The organism is Enterococcus sp. DIV1315a, assembly GCF_051712325.1.
In the GTDB taxonomy this organism is placed as follows: domain Bacteria; phylum Bacillota; class Bacilli; order Lactobacillales; family Enterococcaceae; genus Enterococcus; species Enterococcus faecalis.
The window spans coordinates 930,744-949,497 of sequence record NZ_JBIOOS010000001.1 but is presented as its reverse complement, the minus strand read 5'-3'; the positions used below and the strand labels follow the sequence as shown (position 1 = coordinate 949,497).

Below are 18,754 nucleotides of genomic sequence, written 5' to 3'. Positions count from 1 at the left end.
GTTTACTCCTCACGTTGACGAATCGTAAAGCCTTTGCCAGATTTTTTGGGACTAGGCTGTTTGGGTGTAGTCGTTTTTTTATTTTCTTCTTTTCGCGTACGAATCACTGGCTTGCTATTTTTATTAGCGGGCGCACTCTTTTCCTCGACAAACGCGTTAGAACGATTATTCTTTTTATGGCGACGACGACGATGCGTTGTTTTTTCTTTACGTTCCCCTGTTCGTTCAATTACAAAATAGGCACAGCCAAAATTACAATATTCATACAAATAGTCTTCTAGTGTATCAATGCGTTGATCCGGCGCTGCCCGACGATTAGAAGTATCAAAAAAGCCACGCAAGCGTAACTGTTCATAGCCCCAGTCTCCTACGATATAATCATAACGCGCTAATACTTCACTAAACCGTTCACCTAAGCGTTCAGGATCAAAGGCATCACGATGATTTTTAACAATTCGGTACTCTCTTTCACCAATTTGAATATCTGTTTCATTCACAATGGTGACAATTTCCCCTTTTTTCTTTTCTTTTACAGGTTCTTCTTTTATTTCTTCAAGAACTGCTGTTAGTTCTTCTGTAAAGGTTGCAGCAGTTTCTGTTTCTTTTTTTTCGGTTGTCTTTTTGTCTGTCATTTTTTCACCACCTAGTTTTTATTATACCTTGTTTTTATTTGATTGGATAGTGGGCATGCAGATAGTTCGCCACGACAGTTCTTAAAACGTCTGGAAATAAAAATTCGACTTCTCCAACTAACTCAATCGTTGGGAAAAACGGAACAAATTGAAAGTGATCCACTGTTGTCAGCGTATACTTCTGCTCTGGCTGAATAGGTTTCCCTTGCCAAAAAACGGTCTGGCTATTTCGCTCAAAACGAATCCCATCATAACATAATTCGCCAAAAATTTTCCCGCGGAAGCCCATCCCGCGAATCGGAAATTTCCGCAGAAATTGACGACTTTTTTCCATTTCACGAATCAAACGGCTCATGTCTGACCCTTTCAAGGTAACCTTGATTAAATGCATTGGATGAGGCAAGGCCTCATGTAATTGGTCTGCATTGATTATTCCTTCTGGTAAATCTGCTAAAAATAACCCGTTGTTCAACACAGCCGCTTCGGTCTGCCCCGCTTCTTTTAACGCCTTCAAGGCAACAGTTATAAAGGCATGCGGTTGCCGTAAGTCCGTTGACAAGGTTTCAGGGATTTGTGCAATTTGCTGCGCTTGCAATAGTCGATGACCTTCCGTTAAGTAACCCGCAATTTCCTTGGCATCAGTTGCTTGCTCTTCTAAACTTGCTGTTTCAATCGTTTTTGCATAACTTGTGACTTGCTTCGTGTCGGCATCCACAAACAGATGCACTTCACCAATATACTGTCCATATTTGCCAGCAGCTGCTAGTTGCACATGATTAATTTTTTCCCCATCTTTAAATAAATGATGTGTATGGGAACTTAAAATCACTTGAATTTCAGGATAATTCGCCGCAATCATAAAATCAGTATCTATCCCCAAGTGACTAAGCAAAATGAGAACATCACATTGAGGCGCAACTTCTGTAATCAGTTGAGGAAGGACTGCTTCCACTTGTTTGATTGTCCAGCCATTGGGATTATACGTTAACGGAAATGGTGCGGTTAAGCCAATAAACCCTAACTTTGTGCCTTCTTTAGTTGTCATAATTTTATATGCTTGACAAAAATCTGGTAACGTTTGGGTTTTTGGATCTTCTAAATTAGCTAAGACCACTTCAAATGTTGCCTGATCATATAAATGCTCTAATTGTTTCTTTGAATTGCCGATTCCTTCATTATTTCCAATTGTAACCAGATCATACGCTAATGTATTCATTATAGCTACATTTGCTCGACCATCTGTTGCTTCGGTCAAAGGATGACACCGATCTGAAAAGTCACCTAAATCAATGGTTACGACTGTTTTGCCCTCTTTTTGGTACAGCGAACGTTTGGCTTTAACCAGACGCCGTATTTTGGGCCAATTTTCAAAGTGAGAATGAAGATCATTGGTATGGAACAACACAATCTCTTCCACTAAAATCGCCTCCTTTATTCAGCGCTCTGATTAATAGTACCATATTTATAGAAGAAAGTTACAAAAAAGAACAGATGACTTTAGAAGAATTTCTCCTAAAATCACCTGCTTTTATCGGGACGAACTATGCGTTATTTTTGGGACGCTTGCGTTGCGTCGCTTCCATGATAACTGGTAAGATCACAGGACGACGTTTGGTTTGTTCAAATAAATAACGGCTTAAGTTTTCGCGGATTTCTTGTTTCAGTTTGCTCCATTCAAAATCGTCACTTTCTAAATGTTTTTCAACAATTTCTGTAACAATATTGCTACTTTCTTTCATTAGGTCTTTACTTGTTTTAACGTAAACAAAACCTCTAGAAGTAATTTTAGCTGGTGAAACAATTCGTTTTTCTCGACGATTAATTGTCACAACAGCCACAAAAATACCATCTTCGGAAAGAATACGACGATCCCGTAAAACGATATTACCAATATCGCCGACACCAATCCCGTCAATCATAATATTTTCGGCCGTTGTGCTGCCAGCTACCGACATTCTACCTTTTGTATACTCTAGAATGTCCCCACGACCTGTAATAAAGATATCTTTATAAGGCATGCCAATTTCGTGTGCTAAGTCCGCATGCGCAGCTAACTGGCGGTATTCACCTTGGACAGGAATGAAATATTTTGGTTTCATTAAGTTCAACATCAATTGCAAGTCATTCGGATTAGCGTGACCAGACACACGTAAATTGTCGGAAATTTGCTTCACCGTAGCACCGGCCCGATAGACAATATCCTCTGTTTTGGCAACCGTTGTTTCCATGGCCGTTGTTGGCGTTGTCGTAATATAAACTAAATCGCCTTCTTCAATTCGAACGACACCATGTGTATTATTAGCCATTTTTTGAAGTGACTTAATCGGTTCTCCCATTCGGCCTGTTTCTAAAATTAATAACTGTTCGGGTGCATATTTTTTCATTTCTTTTGGTTTCACTAATAGATCTTCGCTTGGCAATTGTAATTTTTCCAATTTCATCGCCGTCCGAATAATCCGTTCAAAATCTTGGCCTGTCAAAACGACTTTACGACCAGAACGATCCGCTGCATTCAATACTTGTTGGACCCGTTGCAAATTACTTGCCACACATGCCACGATGATTCGTCCTTCCCAATAGCGAATCGTGTCGAACACCTCATCAGCGATTTGGGCTTCCGATGCAACTTGGGCTGGGTTTTCAGCATTTGATGAATCACTAAGTAGCGCCAAGACGCCTTCTTTCCCAATTTCAGCCAAGCGGCCATAATCGGTTTGATACATCTCAATCGCACTTTGATCAAATTTAAAATCACCAGTATAAACAATGTTACCTTCTTTTGTTTTGATGCTAACACCAATCGAATCTGGAATGGTGTGCGTTGTTTTAAAGAAGCTCACCGTTGCTTGACCAAAATCAATTTCTGTATGCGGGTCAATCACATGGAAATCTTTAAATTTCTTCGTTTCCGCATGACTGTTGACACTTAGTTTTGCTAGTTCAATCGTTAATTCTGTCCCAAAAACAGGCACTTGAATTTTTGAAAGCAAATACGGTAAGGCCCCAATTGCATCTGCATGGCCATGTGTTAAAAAGACCCCTGCAATTCGTTCACTATTTTCTTCTAAATACGTAAAATCCGGAATGACAACGTCAATTCCTAAAAGTTCGTTCTCTGGATATTGTAATCCACAATCCAGTACAAAAATTTCATCTTCCACTTCAGCAACGTACATATTTTTTCCATTTTCACGAACGCCGCCTAATGGAACGATTTTTATTGTACTCACTCTTTTCACCTCTCTATGATTACACGTTCTTTAAATCTCTAACGTGCGAATAATTCTTTGCTCTTCTTCTGGTGTACAAGCAACTAGAGGTAAACGTAAATTTCCAACAGGAATACCTAAATGATTTAAGGCCGCTTTCACGGGTGCCGGCGAAGGCACTGAAAACAATGCGTTCATTTTTGGTAATAACTGTCGTTGAATTTTAGCCGCTTCCGGCAAGTTCCCCTGCTCCAGCGCTTGATACATCTCATACATTGACGAACCGAAGACATGACTGGCTACCGAAATAACCCCTTGTCCGCCAAGTGCCTTGGTGGCAAAAGCCAACCCGTCTTCTCCAGTATACACTAGAAAGTCTTTTGGCGCTCTTTCAATCAACTCAGTAATTGCATCTAACCCTGCACATTCTTTAATTGCCACAATTTTTTCCAATTGTGCTAAGCGCAAAGTAGTTTCCACTTCTAGGCATGCAGCCGTTCTACCAGGAACATTGTACAAAATAATTGGCAGTTCACTTGCTTCTGCGATGGTTTTAAAATGTTGATACATACCTTCTTGATTTGGTTTATTATAATAAGGAACAACCGCCAAAACAGCATCGATACCAGCGATTGTCGCTAACTCTTTCACAAAAGCGACTGAGTCACGTGTATCATTCGTACCTACACCACAAATAATCGGAATACGTCCATCGATCAGTTCAATAATTCGCTGGAATAATTGTAATTCTTCTTCATGAGTTAACGTGGGTGATTCACCAGTTGTTCCTGCTAAAATAACGCCTTCTGTATGATTGGCCAATAAATAGTCTACCAATTGCGGTAGTTTATCAAAATCTATTTCTCCCGATTCTTGAAACGGCGTAACCATTGCCGTAATAATTGTTGCATTCGTTAAATCCATCCTATTCCCTCCCGAGTATACAATACAAACCTTCTAGTCGTTTTCAGGTACACGAAGCAAATTCATTTCGTGTAGCGTTTCAGCAATTTGGACCGAGTTCCAAGCAGCTCCTTTTAATAGGTTGTCTGACACAATCCATAAATGGAAACCGTTCTTCACGTCAACGTCTTGACGAATACGGCCGACAAATGTTTCTTTCTGGTTGACGCTATTTAGCGCTTGTGGATATAGTTGTTCACTTGGCTCATCTTGCAAAATTACACCTGGAGCTTGCGCCATTAATTCTTGGATGGCTGAGACCGATGCATCTGCTTGTTTCACTTCTATATAAACAGATTCAGAATGTCCTGAAATTACCGGAATACGGACACAGGTGGCAACAACTTTTAACTTGTTGTCTCCCATGATTTTTTTTGTTTCATTCATCATTTTCCATTCTTCGTAGGTATACCCTGCTTCTGAAAAAACATCAATTTGAGGCAACGCATTAAAAGCAATTGGATAATGTTTTTCGTCACTGCCAGCTGGTAAAATTTCAGCTGACCATTCGCTGACAGGTTTTCCCTCTAAAAAATCTTCGGCTTGTTCTTTTAGCTCATTAATTGCACGGATACCTGCGCCACTCACAGCTTGATACGTTGAAACGATGATTCGTTCTAAGCCAAACGCTTGCCGAATTGGTTCCAAGGCCACCATCATTTGAATCGTAGAACAATTGGGATTTGCGATGATTCCCTGATGATTTTTCAAGGCTTCCGGGTTTACTTCTGGAACAACTAAAGGAACATCTTTTGCCATTCTAAAATGGCTAGTGTTGTCAACAACAACAGCTCCTCGCTTAACTGCTTCTGGTGCAAACTTTTCGGAAATACTCCCACCAGCACTAAATAATGCTAAATCGATTCCTTCAAATGATTCTGGGACTAATTCTTCCACGATAAGAGGTTGCCCTTTAAACTGAATCTCTTGTCCGGCAGAACGCTTAGACGCCAATAACCTCACACTGGCAATTGGCAAACTTGTTTCTGCTAACAATTCAATCATTCTTGTCCCGACAGCACCTGTTGCTCCTACCACGGCAACATGATATTCTTTTCCCATATTTTCATACTCCCCTCTTACCTTCTTGTAAAAGCTACTTGTCCTATTTTACCATAGTATTGAAAAAACCTACATAGTCAAAAAAATGATTTTTTTATTTTCCCATGATATTTTAAAACTATTACCCATCAAAGGACTATCCATTGACTTTTGACTTAAATTTGTTATAGTTAAAACGAATTTAATTATAAAGGGAGCGAAATTTCATGGCACGCGTAGAAAGTTTTGAATTAGATCACAACACAGTAAAAGCACCATATGTTCGCCTTGCTGGCACAGAACAAAATGGTGATGCGTTAGTCGAAAAATATGACTTACGTTTCTTACAACCAAACAAAGATGCCCTACCAACAGGCGCATTACACACGTTGGAACATTTATTAGCAGTTAACATGCGTGATGAATTAAAAGGAATCATTGACATTTCGCCAATGGGTTGCCGCACTGGTTTTTATATGATTATGTGGGATCAACATTCACCACAAGAAATCCGTGATGCATTAGTCAACGTTTTAAACAAAGTAATTAATACAGAAGTTGTTCCAGCAGTCTCTGCAAAAGAGTGTGGAAACTACAAAGATCATTCTTTATTTGCAGCGAAAGAATACGCAAAAATCGTCTTAGACCAAGGAATTAGTTTAGATCCATTTGAACGTATTCTGTAATCTTTAGCAATTAACGACAGAGAAACCCACTATTAAGCTGTGGGTTTTTCTGTTCTCTTTCTTAATTTAAACGGAGGTTTTTTATGAATCAAACAATCGAACAATTACTAAGTCACCGTTCCGTTCGTCATTTTAAAAAGCAAGCGTTAACGGACAAGCAGAAACAACAGTTAATTACTGCAGCTCAAGCAGGATCAAGCTCCAATTTTTTACAAGCTTATACAATTATAGAAATCAAAGATCCTGAGCTACGCAGAGAATTGGGACGTTTAGCGAATTGTGAAGACTATGTCGTTAACACTGGTGTGTTCTATGTTTTTGTTGCTGATTTGTATCGTCATGCAACGATTTTGTCAAAAGAGGGGCAATCATTAGAACCCTTAAAGACACCAGAATCATTATTAGTAGCTGCCGTTGATACAACGATTGCTGCGCAAAACATGGCCATTGCGGCTGAATCTATGGATTTAGGGATTTGTTATATTGGCGGCATTCGAAATGACTTAGACACAGTAGCCAAACGCTTATCTTTGCCTGAATTAACTGTACCACTTTTCGGATTAACAATCGGTGTACCAGAAACGTTAAATGGTGTAAAACCACGGATGCCTTTTGAAAATATTTTAAGCGAAAATCACTACCAATCAGACAAATTGACAGATATGCACACATATGATGAATTATTAAAAGATTATTATGCCAGCCGCTCAAGTAACGCCCAAACAGCGGATTGGTCACAGAAATCTTTGTCCTATTTTTCTTATAATCGTCGCCCAGAAGTAAAAATTTTCTTGCAAAAACAAGGATTTGATGTCTAAACAAAAGAGCGTGGGCTTACGTTGAAATAACGTAAGCCCACGCTCTTTTGTTAATTTTTATTTATCTTTACTAAATTTGTCTTTTAAGTCTTCAAAGCCTTCTTTAACTTTATCAGTTAATTTTTCAGCGCCTTCTTTAAGGTCGTCGCCGGCATCACGTGCTTTGTCTTTTACGTCAGCAAAGGTTGATTGAGCTTTTCCTTCAAGTTCTTTGCCTTTATCATCCGTAACTTTGCCTTGCGCTTCTTTTGCAGTACCTTCTACTTTATCTTTTGCATCGTCAAAACGTCCTTTTAAATCTGCCATGCTAATCCCTCCTAAATAATTAATTACATAATAAGAGTATCATTCTTAGCCATTTCCTTCAAATATAATGCATGAACTGCGAATAAATGGTTATTTTTGAGCCATTAAAGCTTTTTTTGCCAAGGCAAAGCAACCGATTGTTCCTGGATTATCTTCTAAAAGAGGCGTCACCAAGTATTTTTCTAAAGGCGGTGTTTCCACATATCCATTGACTAATTCAGCAAATTTTTCACGAACTTTCGGCATCAAATGGCGTTGTTTCATGACGCCGCCACCTAAGATGATCACTTCTGGCGCTAATAATAAAGTCGTATTGTACGCTGCTTGCGCTAAATAATAAGCTTCTAGTTCCCAAGTTTTATGATCCTCTTCCAATAAATGACCTTTTTTACCAGAACGACCTTCAACTGCTGGTCCTGCTGCAATCCCTTCTAAACAATCTCCATGATAAGGACAATTTCCTGCATACGTATCTTCAGGATGACGACGGACTAACGCATGCCCCATTTCTGGGTGGCTAAAGCCTTCAATAAACTCACCGTTTTGAATCGCTCCAGCGCCAACACCAGTTCCAATTGTATAATATACACAACTAGATGTATGTTGCCCATTTCCAGCAACATACTCACCATATGCCGCAGCATTCACATCCGTTGTCCAAGCCAGTGGCACATCAAAATGTTGTTTCATAGTTCCTAACAAGTCAAAGTTACGCCAAGCTAATTTTGGTGTAGAAGTGATATAACCATACGTAGGAGAATCAACGTGAATATCAATCGGACCAAACGAACCAATCCCAATCGCTTTTAAAGGATATTGTTGGAAAAATTCTATTACTTTTTTCATTGTTTCTTCTGGGGTTGTTGTGGGAAAACTGACACGTTCTACGATGGTCAAATCATCTGTCCCAACGCCACATACAAATTTTGTGCCACCGGCTTCGATACTTCCTAAAAGTTTTTCTGTCATTGCAATATGCTCCTTCGTTTCCATTTCATAAGTAAGCGGATACATTACTTTTGATTAAATAACTAACATACACGTTTAGTTTACCACTTTTTTTCCGTTTCGACAGAACAATTTAACAATTTCAGTCAGGTTGCCCAATGAAATCTGGCAAGTTGCTAAAGAGCATTTTCCTAAAACAAAAAAACGAGCATTCACGGTTATCTAACAATGAATGCTCGTTTTTTGTTTATTGATTCTTTAGCGAAAAATATAACAATAGTCCGATTGTAATCCACCCACCACTAAGTAAAAGCATTAACCAACTCAAAAGCGTTTCTTTTAGAATACTTCTGGGTTCTTTTGCATGCTGAATAAAACTCATACTAGTCAGCAAAGAAAAGAGGAAAAACATAAAACAAATAACCGCTAAACCGCCAGACAACCAAAACCAACTAGCCATTATTCTCACTCTCCTTTTCGCTTGTTTTTTGATAATTATTGCGCCAAATGACACTATAGATTGCCCCAATTGTGATTACTAACAACGTGTAGAAAGTCGGTAACCACCATGTGGGTAGGACCCATTTGACCGTAGCTTCTTGATTTAATTTTTTTGCTTCACGAGTGTTAATCGTAAATTCTTGTTGAAAAGGCCAAGACTGTTGTTCATCTTGTTGTAAAATAGCACGTCCTGTAAATATATAAGTCCCAGCATCTAGCGGCTGTTTGCCCAAATCAAGATGAAAATTCATGGAACTATTTGGGGCAAAGCGAACATTTTTTAGTGTCCGTTGTGCAATTTTTTTAGAGGATCCTTTTTTTATCACTTGACCTTCTAAACGAACTTCTGGAAAAATAGCAGCATACGGATTTTGAATGACCGCCTTTAGCGATTTGGCCCCTAAAGCAATTGTAGGTGTTACTTTCGCTAATTTCAGTTGGTTCACCTCTGTTAAAGGAGCATTCTCAGCACTCCTCATGGCAATCGCAACATTAAACCCATAGCGACTGGTTAATCCCGTTGTTTGGTTCTCTCCCTCTGTTTTTTCATCTTTGAGATGCGCATAAACCCCGCCTAAAACAACTCCTTTGATAGGCTGATCAAGTCCCTTCACCTTCATCTTTGCTGATACTGTTTGATGAGGCGGCACACTCACTTCCTCATTTTCTAAAGTAACCAAGTCTGTCAGCGGAACCTTTAACGATGAATCAAGTGGTTTATCAAAATCATTGTACACAATCAACCCATTATCATTTGTTGATGCATTTGCTAGAGTCAATACGATGGACAATTTTTCGTCTGTCTTATTTTTTATGTCTAAGACAATAGTGGAAGATTGCTTTGGTGCCAGAATTAAATCATAATAACTAGATGTTCCTGACACTTGATTTTCTGGTAAAACAGGCGTTACTGTAAATTTAGTCTTCATTTCTTCTGTAGCTTCTACTTTTGGAACAATAATAAAAAATGTGAAAAACAGAAATAGACAGAAAACAGCGACTTTTTTTCTACTCATTTCTTCAAGATCTCCTTTATAAAGCTGAATGTACTTACTAGTCTAACAAATCAGCGAAACAATGATGATCAATCTTTGACCTTTGGGAAGGATAATCTTGAAAAAAGTCTCCTTGAAAAATACCAAGGAGACTTTTTATTATTCACTATAATATAATTCTTTTTTTATCTGTGTGGTTGATACTTCTGGCGTTCGTGGCAAATAAAGAACCTTTGCGGTTGTTTCAACTTCTAGAAAATCAAAAGCCCCTTGCCAATCGTCGCCCATGACTAAAGTATCAATTTTAAATTCAGCAATATCGGAAACTTTTTGTTTCCAACTAGTTTCAGGAATAACTAAATCAACATAACGAATTGCCTCTAATAATTGTTTACGTTTTTCATATGAAAAATAACTTTGTTTCTTTTTTTCTAAATTAAAAGCATCTGTTGAAAGTCCAACAATCAGGTAGTCCCCTTGTTGTTTCGCTTTTTTCAACAAATTAATATGACCATAGTGCAGGAGGTCAAATGTGCCGTAAGTAAGTATTTTTTTCATAAAAACCTCCATTGTACTTTGATATTTCTTCGTTAATTATCAATTTTTGTGAATAGAAAAAAGGCTACTCTTGATTGACTTTGATGGTTTTTCGATCAAATTTTTTATTTTCTGTAGCAGTATAAATTAGTAATAACTTACTCAGAGATTTTATAGAGAAAGACGTTGTTGTAGCTTTTTTTAATTGCTTTAACTGCTTTTGCAATTTTAACGGATTTTTATCTTTTAATAATTTGATTTTCGTTAAACGAAAAATGTGTTCCTGATGCTCAAATGAACGTTCAGCATCTGAATGACTAAAACGAAGATATTCTGAAAGCACCTCTTGATTTACAGCAACTTTTCCTTTTGGTAAAAACCATTCTTTGCCATTTTGATCTATTAGATGCCGCTCGCTTTGATTTGAAATAACAATTTCTTTATCGTCTTCAAAAAGATACGAAAAAAGCATTGCTTTTTTTATAATTATGTACTCAGTTACTTCATATGAAGACAATTTTCTTAATTCTTCTATCAAACTATTCCATTGATTATTTTGAACAAATTTACTTAGTTTGTGAATAGGTGGTACTCGTAAAATGAACTTCTCATCTTTCTCTATTTTCACGATATAAAAAGTTGTGTCTACGTCATTTTCCCAAATAAACAAAATAATCATTTACTGCCCCCTAGACTTGTTGTTCCGATACTTAATAGTCAAATAAATATATTTAGGAATTTGCATTAACCGATCGTATCTCTTCATTGTCAAACAACGATATAACCATTCCAAATTGTGATTTATATAAAATTCTGGCGCTCTTTTTACTGATCCAGCTAATACGTCAAAAGTACCGCCTACGTCTAAAAATACATTAGCTGTCAGGTGATCAATTGTTTGTTCCAAAAAAATCTCTTGTTTCGGTGAACCTAATGCTACAAAGACAAACCTTGGTTCAGCTTTGTTAATTTGTTCCACAATTTCTTGCTGTTTTTTCTTTGTATAGCCATGTAAAATACCGCTAATAACAATCCCTGGATATTGTCGTTGAATATTTTTAGCTGCTGCTTCAACTACTTCTTGCTTTGCACCATACAAGAAGATTCGTTCCTTATGTTGATTTGCATACTCTAAAAAATTATCCATGACATCAATTCCTGTAACTCTTTCACGAATAGACCCACCCATTAGCTTCGATGCCTTGACCACACCTATCCCATCTGCAATCCGATGAGTTGCTCTTTTCAAATATAACTTAACTTCTGGATGTTCAAATGCTAACAATGAAATCTGCGGATTAACGCTAGTTACAATCATTTTCTCTTTAGCTTTGAAATAACTTTCTAAGTCATCCATAATTTCTTGATGTGTTAATACGTCAACTGGTAATCCCCCAATATATTCAGTGCGTACCTTACTTTTCACAAAATCCCCCCAAGATTCTCTCTACCAACTCTACTATTTTATTAATGGTCTCTTTTGACTGATATTGATTCCATTCTTCGTTAATTCTAGCAATATTATCTTTATAACTATTTATTGAAAAGTTTGACAATGCCACAATCAACTGTTTTTCATTTTCAACTAACGGTCCTGGTAAATATTCAAAAAAATCAGGCTCAATTCCAGGATTTAATGCGTATTTTTCTAAATCTGGACAAAAAAATAAAATGTTCGGTTGCTCTTTAACATGCATGTATTCAAAGACCACACTCGAATAATCAGTAATCAAGTAGCCTATTTCACTAAAGCTTTCAAAAATATGCTTTTCCCAAATAGAAACATTTCTCGGTAGTTCAATGGCATCTAACTGGATTGATGGATGTAATTTCATATAAAAATGAAAATTTGGCATAGTAGAAAAAGCCTTTATTGCTTGATTTATCACAAGCATCATTTCATTCATTCCCTCTCGGTAAGTTGGTGCATATAAAACTTTATTATTCTGATTTGTTTCTCCTACCTCTAATTTTTCAAGATAAGCAAGACGCGGCGAACCAAAATGACAAAATTGAGCATTCTCGAGACGATAATTGTTTCTAAAAATTGCTTCCATTTTTAGTGAATTAACGATAAAATAATTCATTTTATCGTAAACTTTTTGAAACCTGATTTGATCCTTGCTACTTCTATGTTTCGTGTAATAAGCACCCCAGCCAAACTGTTTTAAAGCCCCATTAGCATGCCATAATTGGATAACTACTTGCTTTTTTTTTAAAATTGCCAATTCTGGAAAATAATTATCTACAAAAATTAACGGCGCTGACTTCAAGTATGAAATCGCCGTTGTAATCAACAAAGTTTTCTTATCAAAAAGTATCGTCTTTATGCCTTTTTGATTTAAGGATGCTGCGTATGATTGACAATTTTTTGTATAAAGTACTATTATCATTCCGTGATATTGTTGTTCTAATTGTTCAATTAAATGTCCATCATTTCTTGGGAAACTCATTATGTACACAATTTTTACTTTTTTATGCTTGTACGGTCTCCATCTTAATACTGTTAAGTACAATTGTTTTAGCACTTTTATATCCTTTCACAAACAATAGTTTTCTTATAAAAAAGATATGATCAAAGTCTTTAAAAAGAAAAAGCTTACATATAAACTCATTAAAACAAATTATACCTTAAAGATTCTAAAAAGACAATTGCACTTTACAATATGTATACTATCCAAATAATTTAAATTATACGGTATACGGACTAGCTATACTTTCAGTTAAATAAAATAATATTTAAATAATTTCTCTGAATTTAAAACTGCCTATCCAACAAAAAAAGAGGTTTCCCACCACAGTGGAAAACCTCTATAAACCTTGTCATAACAATGTTTTGAAAGACTATGCGTCTGGATTTGCGTTTTCGTCTTTGAGACCGTATTTTTTGTTGAAACGGTCCACACGTCCGTCGGCTTGTGTGAATTTTTGACGACCAGTGTAGAATGGGTGTGAGTCTGAAGTAACCTCAACACGTAATAATGGATAAGTGTTGCCATCTTCCCATTCAACAGTTTCTGAAGATCCTTTAGTTGAACCTGAAAGGAATTTGAAACCTGTTGTTGAATCCATGAATACTACTGGTTGGTAATTTGGATGGATATCTTGTTTCATACGTTTTTTTCGCTCCTTTGCCCTGATCCATTTGCTGTATCAGAGTTATTTTGTCGGTATACAACAATGCTATCTTACCATGTTTTCAGTTGGTATGCAATTATCTTTTTGGATTTCTTTTAATTTGTTTGCCAAACGAAACATCATGGAAAACTTCAAATAATTGTTGATTATTTTGGGTCCGTTTCAACATTTTTATGAATTGATCCGTATATTCCAGCGAGTCTCCTGACATATTATTTCTCAATTTCCACGTTTCTTCTAGTTGTTCTGGTGTCATTAACAACTCTTCTTTTCGCGTACTTGATTTTTTAATATCAATTGCTGGGAAAATACGGCGCTCTGCTAATTCACGAGATAAATGGAGCTCCATGTTGCCTGTGCCTTTGAATTCTTCATAGATGACATCATCCATTCGGCTACCTGTATCCACCAATGCCGTGGCTAAAATAGTTAAACTGCCCCCTTCTTCGATATTTCTGGCAGCACCAAAAAATCGTTTAGGTTTGAAAAACGCAGCTGGATCTATTCCGCCACTTAAGGTTCGACCACTAGGCGGGACCACTAAATTATAGGCCCTTGCTAAACGAGTGATGCTGTCCATTAAAATAACTACGTCCCGTTTGTCTTCAACTAAGCGCATTGCTCGATCCAGAACCAATTCAGCAACTCGCGTATGATTTTGTGGTTGTTGATCAAAAGTTGAAGAAACCACATCTCCTTTAACGCTTCGCTCTAAATCAGTCACTTCTTCAGGACGCTCGTCAATTAACAACAGAATCAATTCCACATCAGGATGATTTTCTGTAATCCCATTAGCAATTTCCTTTAAAACACTTGTTTTTCCCGCTTTTGGCGGCGCTACAATTAAACCACGTTGCCCAAAACCAATTGGGGCAAATACATCAATCATTCGTGTTGATAATCTGCCAGCCGTTGTTTCTAACGTTAATTGTTTTTCAGGATACAACGGTGTTAGCGCTGGAAAATGTGGCCGCTCTTTCGCTTCTTCAGGATCTTTCCCATTGACACTTTCAACATGCATGAGTCCATAGTAACGTTCTGATTCCTTTGGCGGACGCGCCTTGCCAGCTACTTTGTCCCCATTTCTCAATCCGAAACGACGAATTTGAGAAGAAGAAATATAAATGTCTTCTGCACTTGGTCCATAATTAATTGGTCGCAAAAAGCCATAACCATCCTGAGAAACAATATCTAAAATTCCTTCCATGAAGAAAAAACCTTGCTTCTCAGCTTGTGCACGAATCACAGCTAAAGACAATTCTTTTTTGTTCATTTGGCTATAATAAGGAATTTTAAACTCTTTCGCGTACGCATAAATATCTTTTAACGTACTGTTTTCCAATTCAGCCATTGTTAAATAGTCGCTCATTGATCCACCTCAAACGGACCTTCTTGTTCTTCGGTTTCTAGCATTTGAATATCAGCGCCCAAAGCAGTTAACTTTTCGATAATGTGGTCGTACCCACGTAAAATATATTCTACATTATAAATAGTTGTCGTACCTTCAGCCATCAAGCCGGCAGTGACTAGGCACGCGCCTGCCCGTAAATCAGAGGCGACTACTTCTGCACCGTGCAATTGATTTGGACCATTTAAAATAATCATATTGCCTTCAACCGAAGCATCGGCCCCCATCCTCACCAACTCAGGGATATGCTTATTTCGTTGAGCATAAATCGTATCAATAATTTCACCAGTTCCTTGCGCTTTTAAAAGTAATGGCGTTAACGGTTGTTGCAAGTCTGTGGCAAACCCAGGATACGGATAGGTTTTCACCGTTGTCATTTTCAGATCATGTGACGGATGAACTTCAATCATGTCTTCTTCAATTGTCATCTTAACGCCCATTTCTTGCAATTTCGCAATGAAGCTTTCTAAATGCTCATAAATAACATTTCGAACTTTGATTCCTTCACCCATAGCTGCTGCCATAGCTAAATAAGTCCCAGCTTCAATTCGATCTGGAATAATCGAGTGACGACAACCATGTAATTCTTCGACACCTTCAATCCGAATAACGTCCGTTCCAGCTCCTCGAACTTTTGCACCCATGTTATTTAATAATGTAGCAATATCAATAATTTCTGGCTCACGCGCAGCATTTTCAATAATCGTTTTGCCTTTGGCTTTAACTGCGGCTAACATGACATTGATTGTAGCGCCAATAGATACCATATCCATAAAAATTCGTGTTCCTTGTAAGCCAGCTTCGTCTGTTCTCAAGTACATCGCCCCATGTTCGTTGGTTACATGAGCGCCTAATGCTTCAAATCCTTTGATATGTAAATCAATTGGACGAGGGCCTAAGTAACAACCGCCAGGTAAGCCGACAACGCCTTCCCCAAATCGACCAAGAAGTGAGCCCATAAAATAATAGGATGCACGTAAGCTATTGATTTTTCCTTTTGGCATAGGCACAGAAACAACTTCTGTTGGGTCAATAATTAATGTATTATTTTCAAAAGTAATTTTAGCACCCATAATTTCTAAAATTTCAATTAATGAGTGAACATCCTGAATGTCAGGAACGCCATCTAAAGTCACGGGCGAATCTGCTAAAATAGCAGCTGGAATTAAAGCGACCACACTATTTTTGGCGCCGCTAATGGTTACTTCGCCTTTTAATGGACGATTCCCATTGATTACGATTTTTTTCATTTATATTCTCACCTATCTGTAATATACGTTTTCTAAATAAACTACCCAATCATTCTATCATAATCAAGCTTAAGAAAAAAGAAAACTTCTCAGGTATTTTAATAGAATGAAAAAATAACAAAAAATAAAAAAGACAGCCACGTGCTGTGGCTGTCTTTAACGTAACTAGTTGATTAAGCTTTGTTAGCTGAACCGAACCAATCAATGTGTTCTTCTGCATCTTTGATGATTGCAGCTTTACCTGGTGCTAATAATTTACGAGGGTCAAATCCTTTACCTTCTAAATCTTTACCAGCTTCAATATATTCGCGCGTTGCTTTAGCGAATGATAATTGGAATTCTGTATTTACGTTAACTTTTGAGATACCCATTGAAATTGCTTTTTCAATTTGTTCTTGAGGAATACCAGAACCTCCGTGTAATACTAGAGGTACATCAGAACCGACAGCTTCAGCAATCGCTTGTAAGTGATCAAATGCTAAACCTTTCCAGTTTTCTGGATATTGACCATGGATGTTACCGATACCACATGCTAAGTAGTCAATACCTGTAGCAACCATTTGTTTACATTCTTCGATATCAGCTAATTCGCCAGTACCGATGATTCCGTCTTCTTCACCACCGATTGAACCAACTTCACATTCGACAGAAATACCTTTAGCGTGCGCTTTTTCAACTACATCTTTCGCTAATTTTAAGTTTTCTTCGAATGGTAAGTGAGAACCATCAAACATGATTGAAGTATAGCCAACTTCGATACATTCTAAAGCAGCTTCGTAGTCACCGTGGTCTAAGTGAATTGCTACTGGAACTGTGATATTCATTGAGTCTACTAAATTAGTAATCATGTCTTTAGCTACTTTGTAGCCGCCCATGTATTTAGCAGCGCCCATTGATGTTTGGATTAGAACTGGTGCTTTTTTAGCTTCTGCTGCTTCTAAAATCGCTTGTGTCCATTCTAAGTTATTTGTGTTATAGCCACCTACTGCATAGCCGCCTTTACGTGCTGCTTTTAAGAATTCTGCTCCTGATACTACTGGCATAAAAAATTCCTCCTAAGTTTTTAAAAACTTTATTTGTTAGGTGTTCCCTAACCAACGGTTCTATTTTAGCAGAATTCCTGACACTTTTCTAGTAAAATTCCCTTTTTCAGAAAATTTTTGTCTATTCTTTCACATAACCTTCATTTTTATAAAAAAACCTCCAGTTTTCCCGTTAAGACTTTGGGACCTGAAGGCCGACTTGCTATTTTAATTTTTTCTTTGGCGGATAACGTTTCACCTTGTAAGATTGAAGCTCAGGAAATGTCCCTGTACTATGAAAAATCCGTTGTTCATCTTCATTGGCAAAACGCCCTAAAACCGATTGTGTTGGTAAAATATTTACAAAGGCATTCTCATCGATACTGTAAACTGCTTGTTCTAAATCATAGAGTTCGTAACGAGTAATGACCATCATAATCATCCGACCTTCTGCACCTGAATAGCCGCCGATTGAAGGCAACAAGGTCATGCCACGAGCGATTTGTTGAGAAACTTCTAAGGCAACAGCTTCTGGTCTCGTGGTGACAATCATTGCTGTGACCTTTTGGTGACTGGTATGAATCATGTCGACCACCTGACTCAAACAGTAAATAGAAATAATAGTATACAACGCACTTTCCCAGTTAAATACAAAACCAGCCAACAGCACAATAATACCATTTAATAAGAACATAAAATTACCAACGGTTTTCCCTGTTGTTTTTGAAAGAATCAGTGAAATAATATCCATGCCGCCAGTGTTAAAGCCCATTTTCAATGAAAGCCCTGCGCCAACGCCGACTAAGACACCACCCATAATTGCGTTCATCAAAGGATTCGTTGTGACTGTTACGATTGGCACAAACATAGTGACAACGGAAATACCAATAACATTGATGAAACTAAGAATCGTTGATTGTTTCCCTAATTTTACAAACCCTAGAATGAAGACGGGAATGTTTAAAAATAAAATGAAGATCCCTGTATTAATATGGATTCCTAAATTTGTATATAATAATGTAGCAATGATTTGCGCAATTCCGTTCATCCCTGCCGAAAAAACTTTTGCCGGAATCAAAAAGAAATTCAAACCGACCGCAGAAGTCAAAGCGGTTATCGCCATCACTGCTATTTTTTTTATCGATTCATTTCTTTGGTAAGTACTAACCAATCGACTCATTTTTCTTCGCTCCTTCGCTATTCTTCTGACTTAGAATAACAGGTTCTATCCTAAAAGAAAAGGGGCTAAAAGCGAACATTGAAAATTTTTTTTGCAACGTTTCCATGAAAGAATGCGGGA

General features: G+C 37.5%; 20 protein-coding genes. 2 read left to right on the top strand and 18 right to left on the bottom strand.

Translation table 11 applies throughout. The features are described 5' to 3' along the window. Positions 1 to 2: 2 nt before the first annotated feature. From IGJ03_RS04625 to IGJ03_RS04605, 5 genes are all read right to left on the bottom strand, one after another. The gene (locus IGJ03_RS04625; RefSeq protein WP_002357954.1) at positions 3 to 632 is read right to left on the bottom strand and encodes a YutD family protein; all 630 of its coding nucleotides are present in this window, start codon (positions 630 to 632) and stop codon (positions 3 to 5) included. 34 nt (positions 633 to 666) lie between these two features. Beyond that, positions 667 to 2,049: a bifunctional metallophosphatase/5'-nucleotidase gene (locus IGJ03_RS04620; RefSeq protein WP_325817143.1), complete on the bottom strand. Its 1,383-nt coding sequence runs from the start codon at positions 2,047 to 2,049 to the stop codon at positions 667 to 669. A gap of 124 nt (positions 2,050 to 2,173) precedes the next feature. Further along, the gene (locus tag IGJ03_RS04615; protein WP_002357956.1) at positions 2,174 to 3,862 is read right to left on the bottom strand and encodes a ribonuclease J; all 1,689 of its coding nucleotides are present in this window, start codon (positions 3,860 to 3,862) and stop codon (positions 2,174 to 2,176) included. 30 nt (positions 3,863 to 3,892) lie between these two features. Beyond that, positions 3,893 to 4,765: a 4-hydroxy-tetrahydrodipicolinate synthase gene (dapA, locus tag IGJ03_RS04610; protein WP_002361644.1), complete on the bottom strand. Its 873-nt coding sequence runs from the start codon at positions 4,763 to 4,765 to the stop codon at positions 3,893 to 3,895. A gap of 33 nt (positions 4,766 to 4,798) precedes the next feature. Beyond that, complete coding sequence (locus IGJ03_RS04605) at positions 4,799 to 5,866, bottom strand: aspartate-semialdehyde dehydrogenase (protein ID WP_002381968.1); 1,068 nt, start codon at positions 5,864 to 5,866, stop codon at positions 4,799 to 4,801. A 206-nt stretch (positions 5,867 to 6,072) separates the two neighbouring features. Between IGJ03_RS04605 and IGJ03_RS04600 the strand changes: the two genes are divergently transcribed. Both IGJ03_RS04600 and nfsA read left to right on the top strand, forming a co-directional pair. Then, positions 6,073 to 6,531, top strand: coding sequence for an S-ribosylhomocysteine lyase (locus tag IGJ03_RS04600; protein WP_002357960.1), 459 nt, complete (start codon positions 6,073 to 6,075; stop codon positions 6,529 to 6,531). Positions 6,532 to 6,614: 83 nt separating this feature from the next. After that, complete coding sequence (gene nfsA / locus IGJ03_RS04595; protein ID WP_002360554.1) at positions 6,615 to 7,349, top strand: oxygen-insensitive NADPH nitroreductase; 735 nt, start codon at positions 6,615 to 6,617, stop codon at positions 7,347 to 7,349. A 57-nt stretch (positions 7,350 to 7,406) separates the two neighbouring features. On the opposite strand, the gene IGJ03_RS04590 is transcribed toward nfsA, so the two are convergent. From IGJ03_RS04590 to IGJ03_RS04530, 13 genes are all read right to left on the bottom strand, one after another. Next, positions 7,407 to 7,655, bottom strand: a complete 249-nt coding sequence (locus tag IGJ03_RS04590) for a YtxH domain-containing protein (RefSeq protein ID WP_002357962.1) — start codon at positions 7,653 to 7,655, stop codon at positions 7,407 to 7,409. Between the two features lie 90 nt (positions 7,656 to 7,745). Beyond that, positions 7,746 to 8,624: a fructokinase ScrK gene (scrK, locus tag IGJ03_RS04585; RefSeq protein WP_425135822.1), complete on the bottom strand. Its 879-nt coding sequence runs from the start codon at positions 8,622 to 8,624 to the stop codon at positions 7,746 to 7,748. Positions 8,625 to 8,850: 226 nt separating this feature from the next. Next, on the bottom strand, positions 8,851 to 9,063 hold the full coding sequence (locus IGJ03_RS04580; protein ID WP_002357965.1) for a hypothetical protein: 213 nt from the start codon (positions 9,061 to 9,063) through the stop codon (positions 8,851 to 8,853). Beyond that, a complete protein-coding gene (locus IGJ03_RS04575) occupies positions 9,056 to 10,120 on the bottom strand; it encodes a DUF916 and DUF3324 domain-containing protein (protein WP_429861471.1) in 1,065 nt (354 codons plus the stop codon). Before IGJ03_RS04575 ends, IGJ03_RS04580 begins: the two co-directional genes overlap by 8 nt. Before the next feature lie 138 nt (positions 10,121 to 10,258). Then, a complete protein-coding gene (tagD, locus tag IGJ03_RS04570) occupies positions 10,259 to 10,669 on the bottom strand; it encodes a glycerol-3-phosphate cytidylyltransferase (RefSeq protein WP_002384695.1) in 411 nt (136 codons plus the stop codon). Between the two features lie 52 nt (positions 10,670 to 10,721). Then, complete coding sequence (locus tag IGJ03_RS04565) at positions 10,722 to 11,315, bottom strand: hypothetical protein (protein WP_002378200.1); 594 nt, start codon at positions 11,313 to 11,315, stop codon at positions 10,722 to 10,724. After that, positions 11,316 to 12,062: a WecB/TagA/CpsF family glycosyltransferase gene (locus IGJ03_RS04560; protein ID WP_375804685.1), complete on the bottom strand. Its 747-nt coding sequence runs from the start codon at positions 12,060 to 12,062 to the stop codon at positions 11,316 to 11,318. Further along, positions 12,052 to 13,164 carry a teichoic acid biosynthesis protein TagB gene (gene tagB, locus IGJ03_RS04555; RefSeq protein WP_425135820.1) on the bottom strand — a complete coding sequence of 371 codons (1,113 nt, stop codon included), beginning with the start codon at positions 13,162 to 13,164 and terminating at the stop codon, positions 12,052 to 12,054. The genes IGJ03_RS04560 and tagB overlap by 11 nt, the downstream gene beginning before the upstream one ends. Positions 13,165 to 13,480: 316 nt before the next feature. Further along, on the bottom strand, positions 13,481 to 13,750 hold the full coding sequence (locus IGJ03_RS04550) for a type B 50S ribosomal protein L31 (protein ID WP_002357967.1): 270 nt from the start codon (positions 13,748 to 13,750) through the stop codon (positions 13,481 to 13,483). A 100-nt stretch (positions 13,751 to 13,850) separates the two neighbouring features. Further along, positions 13,851 to 15,143, bottom strand: a complete 1,293-nt coding sequence (gene rho, locus IGJ03_RS04545; RefSeq protein ID WP_002357968.1) for a transcription termination factor Rho — start codon at positions 15,141 to 15,143, stop codon at positions 13,851 to 13,853. Continuing rightward, a complete protein-coding gene (locus IGJ03_RS04540) occupies positions 15,140 to 16,432 on the bottom strand; it encodes a UDP-N-acetylglucosamine 1-carboxyvinyltransferase (RefSeq protein WP_002357969.1) in 1,293 nt (430 codons plus the stop codon). Before IGJ03_RS04540 ends, rho begins: the two co-directional genes overlap by 4 nt. 173 nt (positions 16,433 to 16,605) lie before the next feature. After that, positions 16,606 to 17,475, bottom strand: a complete 870-nt coding sequence (locus IGJ03_RS04535) for a class II fructose-bisphosphate aldolase (RefSeq protein ID WP_002357972.1) — start codon at positions 17,473 to 17,475, stop codon at positions 16,606 to 16,608. Positions 17,476 to 17,677: 202 nt separating this feature from the next. Beyond that, positions 17,678 to 18,634 (bottom strand): YitT family protein, encoded by a 957-nt coding sequence (locus tag IGJ03_RS04530; protein WP_002381974.1) that lies wholly within the window; start codon positions 18,632 to 18,634, stop codon positions 17,678 to 17,680. Positions 18,635 to 18,754: the final 120 nt, after the last annotated feature.

Bases quoted from the DNA above. Each gene is read 5' to 3' on its own strand.
- IGJ03_RS04625 (WP_002357954.1), bottom strand. From the start codon at position 632: ATGACAGACAAAAAGACAACCGAAAAAAAAGAAACAGAAACTGCTGCA.
- dapA (WP_002361644.1), bottom strand. From the start codon at position 4,765: ATGGATTTAACGAATGCAACAATTATTACGGCAATGGTTACGCCGTTT.
- IGJ03_RS04605 (WP_002381968.1), bottom strand. From the start codon at position 5,866: ATGGGAAAAGAATATCATGTTGCCGTGGTAGGAGCAACAGGTGCTGTC.
- IGJ03_RS04600 (WP_002357960.1), top strand. From the start codon at position 6,073: ATGGCACGCGTAGAAAGTTTTGAATTAGATCACAACACAGTAAAAGCA.
- nfsA (WP_002360554.1), top strand. From the start codon at position 6,615: ATGAATCAAACAATCGAACAATTACTAAGTCACCGTTCCGTTCGTCAT.
- IGJ03_RS04590 (WP_002357962.1), bottom strand. From the start codon at position 7,655: ATGGCAGATTTAAAAGGACGTTTTGACGATGCAAAAGATAAAGTAGAA.
- scrK (WP_425135822.1), bottom strand. From the start codon at position 8,624: ATGACAGAAAAACTTTTAGGAAGTATCGAAGCCGGTGGCACAAAATTT.
- IGJ03_RS04580 (WP_002357965.1), bottom strand. From the start codon at position 9,063: ATGGCTAGTTGGTTTTGGTTGTCTGGCGGTTTAGCGGTTATTTGTTTT.
- IGJ03_RS04575 (WP_429861471.1), bottom strand. From the start codon at position 10,120: ATGAGTAGAAAAAAAGTCGCTGTTTTCTGTCTATTTCTGTTTTTCACA.
- tagD (WP_002384695.1), bottom strand. From the start codon at position 10,669: ATGGAGGTTTTTATGAAAAAAATACTTACTTACGGCACATTTGACCTC.
- IGJ03_RS04565 (WP_002378200.1), bottom strand. From the start codon at position 11,315: ATGATTATTTTGTTTATTTGGGAAAATGACGTAGACACAACTTTTTAT.
- IGJ03_RS04550 (WP_002357967.1), bottom strand. From the start codon at position 13,750: ATGAAACAAGATATCCATCCAAATTACCAACCAGTAGTATTCATGGAT.
- rho (WP_002357968.1), bottom strand. From the start codon at position 15,143: ATGAGCGACTATTTAACAATGGCTGAATTGGAAAACAGTACGTTAAAA.
- IGJ03_RS04540 (WP_002357969.1), bottom strand. From the start codon at position 16,432: ATGAAAAAAATCGTAATCAATGGGAATCGTCCATTAAAAGGCGAAGTA.
- IGJ03_RS04535 (WP_002357972.1), bottom strand. From the start codon at position 17,475: ATGCCAGTAGTATCAGGAGCAGAATTCTTAAAAGCAGCACGTAAAGGC.
- IGJ03_RS04530 (WP_002381974.1), bottom strand. From the start codon at position 18,634: ATGAGTCGATTGGTTAGTACTTACCAAAGAAATGAATCGATAAAAAAA.